Annotated in this window: 9 protein-coding genes; 8 read left to right on the plus strand and 1 reads right to left on the minus strand. The window is 50.5% G+C overall.

What is annotated here, in order from left to right; all coding sequences use genetic code 11:
- The first annotated feature begins 160 nt into the window (after nucleotides 1–160).
- From CCUR_RS02375 to CCUR_RS02390, 4 genes are all read left to right on the plus strand, one after another.
- Nucleotides 161–1,498, plus strand: a complete 1,338-nt coding sequence (locus tag CCUR_RS02375; RefSeq protein ID WP_012802888.1) for a dicarboxylate/amino acid:cation symporter — start codon at nucleotides 161–163, stop codon at nucleotides 1,496–1,498.
- 3 nt (nucleotides 1,499–1,501) lie between these two features.
- Entirely contained in the window at nucleotides 1,502–2,257 is a 756-nt protein-coding gene (locus tag CCUR_RS02380) for a sulfite exporter TauE/SafE family protein (protein ID WP_012802889.1), read from the plus strand.
- A 143-nt stretch (nucleotides 2,258–2,400) separates the two neighbouring features.
- Nucleotides 2,401–2,772 carry a PadR family transcriptional regulator gene (locus tag CCUR_RS02385; protein ID WP_012802890.1) on the plus strand — a complete coding sequence of 124 codons (372 nt, stop codon included), beginning with the start codon at nucleotides 2,401–2,403 and terminating at the stop codon, nucleotides 2,770–2,772.
- A gap of 31 nt (nucleotides 2,773–2,803) precedes the next feature.
- Entirely contained in the window at nucleotides 2,804–3,379 is a 576-nt protein-coding gene (locus tag CCUR_RS02390; protein WP_217189880.1) for a DUF2812 domain-containing protein, read from the plus strand.
- A 55-nt stretch (nucleotides 3,380–3,434) separates the two neighbouring features.
- Here CCUR_RS02390 and CCUR_RS02395 read toward each other — a convergent pair whose 3' ends face one another.
- On the minus strand, nucleotides 3,435–4,205 hold the full coding sequence (locus CCUR_RS02395; protein WP_012802892.1) for a Rossmann-like domain-containing protein: 771 nt from the start codon (nucleotides 4,203–4,205) through the stop codon (nucleotides 3,435–3,437).
- Nucleotides 4,206–4,711: 506 nt separating this feature from the next.
- On the opposite strand from CCUR_RS02395, the gene CCUR_RS02400 reads away from it, so the two are divergent.
- From CCUR_RS02400 to CCUR_RS02415, 4 genes are all read left to right on the plus strand, one after another.
- The gene (locus CCUR_RS02400; protein WP_012802893.1) at nucleotides 4,712–5,398 is read left to right on the plus strand and encodes a TetR/AcrR family transcriptional regulator; all 687 of its coding nucleotides are present in this window, start codon (nucleotides 4,712–4,714) and stop codon (nucleotides 5,396–5,398) included.
- A gap of 70 nt (nucleotides 5,399–5,468) precedes the next feature.
- Entirely contained in the window at nucleotides 5,469–10,454 is a 4,986-nt protein-coding gene (locus CCUR_RS02405; RefSeq protein WP_012802894.1) for a 2-hydroxyacyl-CoA dehydratase, read from the plus strand.
- Nucleotides 10,455–10,456: 2 nt separating this feature from the next.
- On the plus strand, nucleotides 10,457–11,356 hold the full coding sequence (rsmI, locus tag CCUR_RS02410; RefSeq protein WP_012802895.1) for a 16S rRNA (cytidine(1402)-2'-O)-methyltransferase: 900 nt from the start codon (nucleotides 10,457–10,459) through the stop codon (nucleotides 11,354–11,356).
- Between the two features lie 120 nt (nucleotides 11,357–11,476).
- Nucleotides 11,477–12,031: a M48 family metallopeptidase gene (locus CCUR_RS02415; protein WP_012802896.1), complete on the plus strand. Its 555-nt coding sequence runs from the start codon at nucleotides 11,477–11,479 to the stop codon at nucleotides 12,029–12,031.
- Nucleotides 12,032–12,126 lie beyond the last annotated feature (95 nt).

Raw genomic sequence — 12,126 nt, forward strand, 5'->3', positions numbered from 1 at the left:
TTGCTTTTACCAATCCGCTCGGGTGATACGTCGTATTGCGAGAAGCATCGAAGCGATTAAGTCGGCTATACTAGCTAGGCTTGTCTGCTTGGTAAGGCCCTTTACAGACCGTACGACGATGGCAAGCCGATGGTAACCTCCTAACCCATGAGGGGTGGAAATGCAAAACTCGAAGTCTCAAGCGCAACCGTGGTTTAAAAAGATCGGCACAACTGGCTGGATTTTTATCGGACTTGTTCTCGGCATCATTGTGGGCGTTCTTTGCAACGTGTTTGTGCCAAACGAATCGGTTCTGTTTACCTACGGAGTCAACGGTGTGTGCTACGTCGTTGGCAAGGGGTTCATTCGCTTAATGCAGATGTTGGTGGTGCCGCTTGTGTTTTGTAGCATCGTGTGTGGTGCTGCCAGTATGGGCTCGGGTGCCATGCTGGGGCGTGTGGGCGGTCTTACTATTGTGATGTATATCCTAACCACCCTGGTCGCCATTACACTAGCACTTGGGGTTGGCTTTCTGGTTAATCCTGGTATCGGGCTTGACCTTGGCTCTATCGCTCAGGTGGAACTCAAGACAAGCGCTTCTACTTCGGTAGCAGATACACTCCTTAACATTATTCCTTCTAATGTCGTTGATGCCATGGCTAATGGCACTATGCTGCAGATTATCTTCTTTGCGCTGGTACTGGGCTTTTTGTTAGGGAAGTTGGGAACACGCGTTGATGTGGTCAATCGCTTCTTCCACCAGTTCAACGACATTATGATGTCGATGGTGTCTCTCGTGTTGGCAGTGGCACCGATTGGTGTGTTCTGCCTGATTGTTAACACGTTTTCTAATCTTGGTTTGGCGGCACTCTTCCCCTTGGCCAAGTATGTGGGTGGCACCTACATTGGTCTCTTTGTGCAGCTATTCATTACCTATCTGCTGTTGTTAGCACTGGTGGCTCGTGTAAATCCACTGCGATTCTTCCGCAAGATGTTGCCGGTTATGGGCTTCGCTTTTGCTACGTCATCAAGTAATGCGACAATTCCTTTAAATATGGAAACGCTCGAAAAGAAAATTGGTGTTGACCCGCAGATATCGTCGTTCACTATTCCGCTTGGCGCAACCATCAACATGGATGGTACGGCCATCATGCAGGGTGTTGCGGTCGTGTTCGCTGTTCAGGCGTTTGGTATCGACCTTGGATTTTCTGGGTATCTGACGGTTATTCTTACCGCGACACTCGCTTCCATCGGCACCGCTGGCGTACCGGGTGTTGGCACTATTATGCTGACGATGGTGTTCCAGTCCGTGGGGCTGCCCGTTGAGGGTGTTTCGATGCTTATGGGCGTTGACCGTCTGGTTGACATGGGCCGTACGACAATCAACATCACGGGTGATGCCGTTGTTACTACCTGTGTGGCGCGCATCAATAATATGTTCAATCGCGATCTCTTCAATAAATCCGACGGAGATACCGGCCAAGATAGCGGGTCTACTTCTGCTCCAACTGCAGCTTAAGGTATGGAATTTCTTATTGTCTGCCCTCTTGCGTTTCTCGCAGGTTTTGTTGACGCTATTGCCGGTGGCGGCGGACTGATATCTCTTCCCGCTTTTTTGTTTGCGGGCCTTCCAGTGCACGCCGCCATTGGCACCAATAAATTATCAGCGAGTATGGGTACCGCAGTAGCAACCATTCGCTATGCACTGAGTGGCTATATGGTGTGGCCGCTTGCGGGCGTTGGTATTGCTATGGGGCTACTAGGTTCGTGGAGCGGCTCGAATCTAGCACTGCTTACCGATGATACAGCCTTTAAACTGATCATGTTGGTCATCTTACCTTTTGTGGCATTTCATGTGCTGCGAACAAAGGATTTGAGTGCTCAGGCAGATCATCCCTATTCCTTGGTGCCCTCATTAGTTATTACGGGCATTATCGCTGGGGTTGTAGGAATTTACGATGGTTTCTACGGACCGGGGACTGGTACCTTTCTCATGCTTCTTTTAACGGCAGTCGGGCATCAGGACATCAGGTGTGCTGCGGGGACAACAAAAGCTATTAACATTGCCACAAACATTTCTGGGTTGGTGGTATTCCTTGTAAATGGTGTGGTATGGCTGCCCTTAGGACTTGCTGCTGGTGCGTTTAGTATTGCTGGTAACTGGATAGGGGCGGGGCACTTTACAAAGAAGGGTTCTGCGATCACTCGACCTATCATGCTGGTGGTTATCGTTCTGTTTGCCATCAAGTTGGTTGTCGATCTTATTACATCACTTTAAATTATTCGCGCCATAGGTTGTCTGCACGAAGCTAATTATTTCTCTCTTTCTCTTGACTGCTATTACGGTTATCGATATATTATGTTTAACGATATAACAGTTAACGATATATCAGGCTTCGTTATAGGGAGAAAGGAGAGAAAATGGCTTATACGAAAGATCCTAGCGCACTTACTGAGCCAACGTTTTATATCCTTTTGTGTTTGCATGAGCCGCGCCATGGATATGCGATTATGCAGCACGTTCACGAGTTGACAGAGGGGCGTGTGAACATCGGGGCGGGCACACTCTATGGTGCCCTCAACTCACTAATTGAAAAGGGCTGGATCCGTGCTGCAGATGCTAGCCAATCTTCTTCGCGTCGTAAGCAATACATTGTTACCGACGAGGGAAAACAAGCTTTCTTAGCAGAGGTCAAACGACTTAGTAGTCTTATTGCTGATGCGCAGGACGTTGTGGGCGGTATAAACACAAACAGTATGGAATTAAACAGTACGAATTCTTCCGATTTTTAAATCAGGCAAGACCTACAGGAAGGGAGCCATCATGAGTACAAATATCACTATGAGCACTACTCTTAAAAAGACGTTCACTGATTTCTCAGCGGAAGAAGCATGGCTGAATGAAATGAGTGCTAAAGGCCAAGCTCTTGTTGCTTATCGTGGTATGAGCGGCTATACGTTTGTTGCTGCAGAACCAGGTGCTTGGCAGTATGCAATCGAGATACTTGATGGAAAGGGAACAACGCGCGATAACTATCTTTCATTTCTCAAGGATGTGGGTATAGAAGTTGTATCTATTTACGCGTGTCGCGCATATCTGCGCAAGAAGAACGACGGTGTCCCCTTTGAGCTTCATAGCGATTTGAAATCTCGTCTTGAACAGGCTCAAAAGGGGAATATTCCATGGACGAGTATACCACTATCGCAGGTTGTCTTAGCGCTCATACTGATTACAAGCGTTTTTAGCCAAGTGCCAGAGTCTTCAAATGTTGCGAAGGGCATCGTTATCGGTATGGCAATCATTCTTGTTACTGTGGCTGCTATTGAATTCTTTATTTATGGCAAGCCTTATCGCCGTCGTATTCGTGAGCTTAAACAAGCAATCATGATTAAGGAATAATACTGAATGTATTAACGGTTTTTTTTGACCCTTATTTTTATGGCTTGTGAAATTGTTAGTCCTGTGGCGTCCAGAAGAACTTCTTAATACCAGTACGCCACTGTTCTTTGGTGCCACCTTTAATGGATGCTTTAGCTGGTTCTTTATCAACAACCACGCTGCCAGCGATCGCTTGCGCTCCCGCTTCTGCAAGTACTACCGAAGGAATGGCGGACGGTCCGACGACGATGGTTGTTGCCTTTTGCGAGAGCTCAAGCAGACGCGGCATTGTCTTATTGATAAAGGTGGTACCAGTCATAAGGACGTAATCCTGCTGGGGCAGTATATATTCGCAGGCTGAATCAGGAGTGTCTAATGGCGAGGCACAATTGCGTTCGAGCACGGTGACATCGGCGGTAGCGAACATGCTGTTCACATTGGGGAAATGGCCGACAACTGTTACCTTTTCCCCGGTGTAGGATTCTTTTAGTAGTGTAAAGGGATTGCTTTCCTCGGCGCGACCAACATGTTCAGTGTCAATAAAAGTACCTTTTTCTTCGATAGCTTCACGGCGAGAATACCAGGCATTCAGTGCAGCAGTTCCAAGGGTTGCTTCTTCGAAATTCCATGATTTAGCAAGCTTCGCAAGGGCATGTAAATCAATAGAACAGGGGTCTTCGCGGAAGGTACGTCGTCCGCCGCCGCGTACAGCATGCGATATGCCGCAACCACAACCAGCATCGACATAACACCAGTTTGATCCAATGCAGTAGTCAGTTACGGGGATTCCTTCAGGAACCCCTTCAATCAGCGTGTCGTATATATACCACGGATCCATGTCTGCCATCGACCTTCCTGTCGTCGTCTGTTTTCTCTATTCATAGCATGGATATTCGCATGGGGGAAGAGGGGTATGTGGCAGCGGTCATGTGGAAGAGACAGCGTGTGGGGGTAGCTATGCGGGAAAGTGGGAAAGAGCGATAGGTGCAACGGCTGTGTGAAAGGACAACACGTAGCCAAGCGATGATTATGAAAACCGCATTATTCGTGCAGCGGCTATGAAGAGTACGCCTCTTCTGCTTGAAGTGCGCTGGTCTGGTCGGTACAATCGTTTTTGTACAAATTGTCTAATAGTGTGCATCATGTATAACAACATGACGGATGCATCTGGACAACGGGAGTAGCTCTGTCCATTTGAGTATCGACTTTTGACGGTTTGTGTGCCGGTTTGCGATACCGGAGTAATGGGCAAGCGGAAAGCTTGGGCGTGCACAGCACGATACAGCTTACAGCGGCTTTTATGTACAGAGCCTGTGTATTGTGATAGCGGTTGAGCGGAAAGAAAGGCAGTTCATGCCCCTAACAGTAGAGAAGCCTGTTGCTGTGGTAGCAGAAAAACCCGTTGCTATTCTTGAAAGTAATCCCACTACAACAGCGCGTACCTGCACTGACAGACGCAGCGCTCGCTCACAAGCGGCCCTCCGCCGTGCCCTGATCGAGCTTATTGAACAAGAAGGTCTCGATGCCATTACGGTGGGGGACATCTGTCTGCGCGCCGACTTAACGCGTGGCACGTTCTACAACCACTTTAAAGACAAAGAAGCGCTCCTGAGTGCCCTTGAATTCGAAGTCATCGCTGATTTGGAACATTTACAGGCGCGCTTAGCGGATATGAATGTTACTGCATTAGCTTGGTACGTGGCACGCAAGAAGCCGCTACCGTTTCTTGTGGAGCTGTTCGATTATCTGCGCTTACAAGGCGATTTTCTTCATGCGGTGCTCGGGCCGGGCGGCGATGCGAGTTTTGGCGCTCGCCTGCGTGATTCCGTGTGCACCTGCTTAATCGAGTCGATCTTACACGAACAGTATCGCACCAATCCCACGCCATTTGTGGGCTATTACGTGGCGTTTTTTGCCAGTGCCTATCTTGGTGTTATTAATCGCTGGATCGAAACGGGCATGAAGGAAAACTCCGAAGAGATGGCGCTTATTGCACAGCGACTCCTCTTTATTAAGCCAGGCGAATCTATCTCGTTGTAAGACGTATCAAGAAGCCACTTTTTACCGGCCATCAGCGCCTGCAATACGGGAGAAGAAGAGAAGGAATCCCATGGAAGCAACCGAGAAAACTACTTTGTCAGTACAGGAAAATGTTCCTGAACAGGCTGTCGCATCAGTGCAGGAAAGTGCTCCTGCCCAATCACCCACAGCAGTACAGGATACCCCGTCTATTCAAGAAGGGACAGCAGTACAGGATACCCAACCTGCCCAAGAGGACGCGACAGCGCAGCACATCCCATCTGCCCAAGAGGCTGCGTCAACCCAAAAAGCTATAACGGGTAACTTGCACATTGGTATTGATGTAGGTTCAACAACCGTTAAGCTTGCCATCCTTGATGATGAAAATCAGGTGCGCTATTCCATCTACCAGCGACACCATGCTGACGTGCGCGCCACCATTGTAGAGGTGCTCAAGAAAGCAGCTGAAGAGTATGGCGAAGAAACGATGACAACAGCTATCACGGGTTCGGGTGGTCTGCTTTTGGGGCAGTGGCTTTCCATTCCCTTCATTCAGGAGGTTATCGCTAGCAAAACAGCTGTTGAAACGTTTATTCCTCAGACAGATGTGGCTATCGAGCTCGGCGGCGAAGACGCAAAAATCATCTACTTTGACAACGGTATTGAACAGCGCATGAACGGTACCTGCGCTGGTGGTACGGGTGCGTTTATCGACCAGATGGCTGCACTGCTCGATACCGATGCATCGGGTTTAAATGAGCTGGCAGCGCGCCATACCATTTTGTATCCCATCGCCAGTCGGTGTGGTGTGTTTGCTAAAACCGATGTACAGCCGCTTTTGAATGAAGGTGCGAAGAAAGAAGATATTTCAGCATCGATTTTCCAGGCGGTTGTCACTCAGACGATTTCTGGTTTAGCGTGCGGACGCCCGATACGTGGTCATGTGGCTTTCCTAGGGGGTCCCCTTCAATACCTTCCCGAACTGCGTAAACGTTTTTATGAAACGCTCAATCTTGATGATGAGCACATTATTGTGCCTGAAAATGCTCACTTATTTGTGGCGGCCGGTTGCGCCATTGCGGGCATTGGCGAAACTGATCCAGAGCGGCTCAACGATATTGTTGCGCGCCTCGAGAGTTTGGGCGATCTGCAGGGTACCGAAGTGGTGCGCTTACCGCCACTGTTTGCTAACGACGAAGAATTTCACGAATTTGAACAGCGTCATGCCAAAGAAAAAGTGCGTCGGCGTGATTTAGCGTCGTTTGAAGGAAAGGCATTTTTGGGCATTGATGCCGGTTCAACAACATTCAAAGCAGCGCTAGTGGCTGAAGACGGCAGCCTGCTCTGGAGCTATTACACAAGCAACAAGGGCGATGTTCTCGAGACAGCAAAAGCGGGTGTTCAGAAGCTCTACAACGAATTACCGCGCCATGCTGACGGAAGCTGTCCGGTCGAAATTGGTCATGCCACGGTAACCGGCTATGGCGAGGGATTGCTGCTTGAAGCCCTGCGCGTCGATTCGGGCGAGATCGAAACCGTTGCTCATTTGCGGGGGGCACAAGAAATGCTTCCCGATGTGCAATTTATTCTCGACATTGGTGGGCAGGACATGAAATGCCTGCGCGTGAAGGATGGCGTTATCGATTCGATCATGCTCAATGAAGCCTGCTCGAGTGGATGTGGCAGCTTTATCGAGAGCTTTGCTGCCGGTTTGAACCTTCCGGTGCGTGAGTTTGCGGTTACGGCCAATAGTGCCAAGAATCCAGTTGACCTGGGAAGTCGCTGCACAGTCTTTATGAACAGTCGCGTGAAGCAAGCCCAAAAGGAAGGCGCCACGGTTGGCGATATTGCCGCCGGTTTGGCTATCTCAGTTATTAAAAATGCGCTGTTCAAAGTTATTAAGATGCGCGATCCGCACGATGTAGGTACGCAGGTTATTGTACAGGGTGGCACATTTTTAAACGATTCGGTTTTGCGCGCGTTCGAACAGCTTTCGCAGGTTAATGCCGTTCGTCCTGATATTGCTGGCAATATGGGGGCGTTTGGTGCGGCACTTTTGGCGCGCGACCGTTATCGCGACGCTGTGCGCCGTGCTGAGGCATCGGGTGCTTCTGCCGCAACGGTTACGACAACGCTTTTGGGTTCTGAAGCGCTGTCGGTTCTTTCTCCCACTCATCGGACGCTGCGCTGCAAGGCCTGCGGTAATCACTGCTTGCTGACCGTGAACGATTTTGGTGTCGATGAAACCACTGGTAAGCATCGTCGCTTTATTACGGGAAATCGCTGTGAAAAGGGCTTAGGGCAAGTTTCCGCGCGTTCAGCAGTGCCGAATATGTTTGAGTGGAAGAGTCACCGTCTGTTCGATTACGAACCGCTTGCCGCCTCAGACGCTCCGCGTGGACGGGTGGGTATTCCGCGTGCACTCAATATGTACGAGAACTATCCGTTCTGGTTTACCTTCTTTACCGAACTCGGTTTCCGTGTGGAAGTATCCGACCCATCGACCAAAAAGACCTACGAGGCGGGTATCGAAAGTATTCCGTCAGAAAATGCCTGCTACCCGGCAAAAATTTCTCACGGTCATATTATGAACTTGCTCGCCAAGCATCCTGACTTTATCTGGATGCCCTGCGCCAAGTGGGAGCGCCAAGAAGATGAGGGCGCGGGCAATCACTTCAATTGCCCTATCGTTATGAGCTATTCGGAAAGTTTGCGCCTTAATATCGACGAGTTGCATACCTCTGACGTTGCATTTTTGAACCCATTTTTACCCTACGATCAGAAGGACAAGCTCAAGAAACGCCTGTATGTGGAACTAGTTGAAAATCACCCCGAAATTATGGCTAAGTATGGCCCTGCGCCGAAGCGCCGCGATATTGATCGTGCGGTTGATGCGGCGTGGGAAGAAGATCTCAAGTTCAAAGATGATGTCCACAAGAAGGGCGAAGAAGTCCTGCACTGGATGGAAGAGCACCAGTCGCACGGTATTGTGCTGGCGGGTCGTCCGTACCACAACGATCCTGAAATTAACCACGCGATTCCTGAATTGCTCTGTGGCTTTGGACTGGCAGTACTTACTGAAGATGCCGTTGCTCATCTGGGTAAACTAGAGCGGCCGATTCGTCTGGTTGATCAGTGGATGTATCATACCCGCTTGTATGCGGCGGCGAAGTTTGTAACTGAACGTAACGACCTCGATTTAATTCAGCTGAATAGTTTTGGGTGCGGTCTTGATGCACTGACAACCGATCAGGTACAGGAAATACTCGAAGCGTCGGGCAAGGTGTATACCGTGCTCAAGATTGACGAGGTGTCAAACCTCGGCGCGGCGCGTATTCGGGTACGTAGCTTGCTTGCTGCCCTGAAGGAGCAGCAGGATGAGCGTGCTGAAGCGCAGAGTGCTCCCAGCTGTCCGGCGGGGGCGTTGGCCGATAAACTCGTGGCTGACTTTGAAGCGCGTCGTGCAGCATCTGATGGCTCGTTTGAGGCTGAAGCAGCTCGCAAGCTTGTGGCTGCGGGTGTCACGGGCGCGGCAGCCACCGCAGGCGCTACTGCGGAAACTGTACATGAATCGTCAACCGAGAAAACTGGTGCTCAATCTGAGTCTGGTTCTCAGACATCTGATAGCGTAGCATCAGGCAAAGAGGCTTCTACGATTGCATCGCAGCGCTCATCGGCTTCGACTGAGTTCCCACGCGTGGAGTTCACGCAAGCCATGAAAGATGCTGGCTACACTATTCTTGCTCCGCAAATGGCACCAATTCACTTTGATCTGCTGCTTCCTATATTCCGCGCGAATGGTTATAACCTAGAGCTTCTGCCTTCGGTGGACCATGGTGCAGTTGATGCGGGCTTGCGCTATGTCAATAACGATATCTGCTATCCGTCTATTCTTGTAACGGGCCAGATTATGGAAGCCGTGACAAGTGGACGATACGACACCGACAAACTTGCGGTACTGATTACGCAAACGGGTGGCGGCTGTCGCGCAACAAACTACATCAGCTTGATTCGCAAGGCACTGCGCGCAGCGGGCTTGGGGCATATCCCGGTCATTTCGCTCGCGCTGCAAAACAACCTTGATGAAAGTAATGAAGGCTTTAAGATTACGCCGTCAATGTTGCAACAGGCGCTGTATGCCCTGTCGTATGGCGACTTGCTAATGACAGCCCTCTATCGCTGCCGTCCTTACGAAGCGGAGCCCGGTGCTGCTGAAAACCTCTTTAATCAGTGGATGGCTACCTGTGCGAAACAGATTGAATCAGGTGAAAACCGCAAGCGCTTTGCCCGCACGGTGCGCGCCATTGTTGACGATTTTGATACTCTGCCGCTGGTGGGCGAGGGAAGCAAACCACGTGTTGGTGTGGTTGGCGAGATTCTTGTGAAGTTCCATCCAACAGCAAACAATCAGCTGGTCGATCAGATCGAAGCAGAAGGCTGCGAAGCGGTTGTGCCGGGGCTTATCGAGTTCTTCCTTTTTGGCATTGCGGGACGTATTTTCCAGAAGGATCCGCTCGGCCGTTCGGGCAAAGGTGCGCTGGCTGCGCGCGGCATCTTGAAGTACATCGAAAGCGTACGTCGCCCGGTGTTTGAAGCTATGGAGGCATCGAATCGTTTCGAGCCGCCAACGGATATCTTTACTTTGGCGGATTATGCCGAAGAAATATTGTCGCTGTGCAACAGCATGGGTGAAGGTTGGCTGTTAACAGCTGAAATGGTGGAACTTATTCGCCATGGTGCGCCGAATATCGTGTGCGCTCAGCCGTTTGCGTGCTTGCCGAATCATGTGGTGGGCAAGGCCGTTATTAAGGAATTGCGCCGCCGCTATCCAGAAAGCAATATTGTGGCAGTGGATTACGACCCAGGCGCTTCTGAAGTAAACCAGCTCAATCGCATTAAGTTAATGATTGCGGTTGCGAAGGCAAATTTGGCTGAAGCTGAACAAGACGCCCGTCAGGCACGGACTGCATCCTATGAAAAACCGCAGCCAGCTTGTGTGGCCTGTGGAATAGATTGGGATATCGAGGCTGCCCGCATTGAAGAAGAGGTTCGACAGCGCGAGCTTGTAAAGAGATAAACATGGCTATGGGTACGCTCTTTTTGTGTCCAACTCCACTAGGCAATCTGGGGGATATGACCCCGCGTGCGCTCGATGCGCTTCGTGGGGCCAATACGGTGCTTGCAGAGGACACGCGGGTAACCGGCAAGCTGCTTGCTGCGTTTGATATCAAGGCACATCTTGAACGGATGGATGAACAAATGTTGTCGCGTAAAGTCGATCAGATAGTTGATCGGCTTGTGGCAGGAGAAACGATGGCGTTTTGTAGCGATGCTGGCATGCCCGGTGTTTCCGATCCGGGCAGTCGCTTGGTGGCTGCTGCCCGGAGTGCTGGGGTGTCAGTGTGCGTGCTTCCGGGGGCCACCGCGACCGCAACTGCGTATGTCGCGAGTGGCTTTTCCTGTCCGCGATTTTATTTCGGCGGTTTCTTCCCCCGTAAAGCGACAGCGGCAACACACCTGCTTGAGTCGGTTGCTTCGCTTGATGCGGTTCTCTTGTTTTACGAAAGCCCTCATCGCTTGGTTGCAGCTCTTAAGCGTATTGCATCTGTATATCCGCACCGTCGTGTTGCGGTCTGCCGTGAGTTAACGAAAATTCACGAAGAAGTGCAGGTGGGTTATTCAGGCGAGATCGCAGATTTATTTGCGCATCGAGCTAAAAAAGAACCAATTAAGGGTGAGATTGTTATTGTTATTGATGCGCCAAGTGCCGATGAAGCTGCCGATAGATGCAAGGATGCTGCCAGCAGTGCCGCCGCCCGGGCCGTTGAGCTTGTTATGAACGAGAGACATTCCTGTAAAGATGCTGCCACCGCGTTGCAACACGAATTTGGTCTTTCACGTAATGCAGCCTATGAGATTGCTCAACAGGCACGCTCAAGCGGCAATTTCCCTAAAATTACCTCCGATGACCACGAGTAAACGGGCAAGAACCGCAATGCCCTTTGTACAATCTGCTGATGCGAGTGATATTCCTCTATCTACGTCGTTGTTTCTCCCTGCATCGCGGTGGACACGTGAGCAAGATTGGTGTGCCACGGCATGATTGAGGACAACCTAACCTTTGTTGACGGTATTGAAGTGCGTATACATCGCAAGTGCGTCAAGAATTTACGTATTCGTGTGGTTGCTCCTGATGGCCATGTGGAAGCCAGCACACCACTATGTATGTCGCGCGCCCAGGTAGAAGCCTTTGTACGCAGTCGCGCTGAGTGGATTGCGCGTCAACAGCAGCGACTACAGACTTCACCGCAACGAATAGCCGAGCTTGCTTCAAAAGAAGAGTGCGCTGCGTGGCGCGATCTTATTGCAGCACTGGTGCCCCCGCTGGTAGAAAAGTGGGAAGAAGTGCTCGGGGTGCATGCAGGGTCGCTGGCGTATCGTAATATGCGCAGCAGGTGGGGATCATGTCAGCCAGAAACGGGGCGCATCTGCATTAATACACGTTTGGCACTGTATCCACCTGAGTGTTTGGAATATGTAGTGGTGCATGAACTTGCCCATTTGCTTGAAGCGAATCATGGACCAGCTTTTTATGCCATACTCGACAGGGCATTGCCTACGTGGAAGAGCGCACGCGATAAGCTGCGCTCCTAAGCATCCACTTACTTCACACGAGCTAGTAAAAATTTATGCGAGACTCACAAGGATTCACAAGTCCTATACTGAAGAGCACTGAAACTTCAAAGCAC

Origin of the sequence: Cryptobacterium curtum DSM 15641 (assembly GCF_000023845.1) — a bacterium.
In the GTDB taxonomy this organism is placed as follows: domain Bacteria; phylum Actinomycetota; class Coriobacteriia; order Coriobacteriales; family Eggerthellaceae; genus Cryptobacterium; species Cryptobacterium curtum.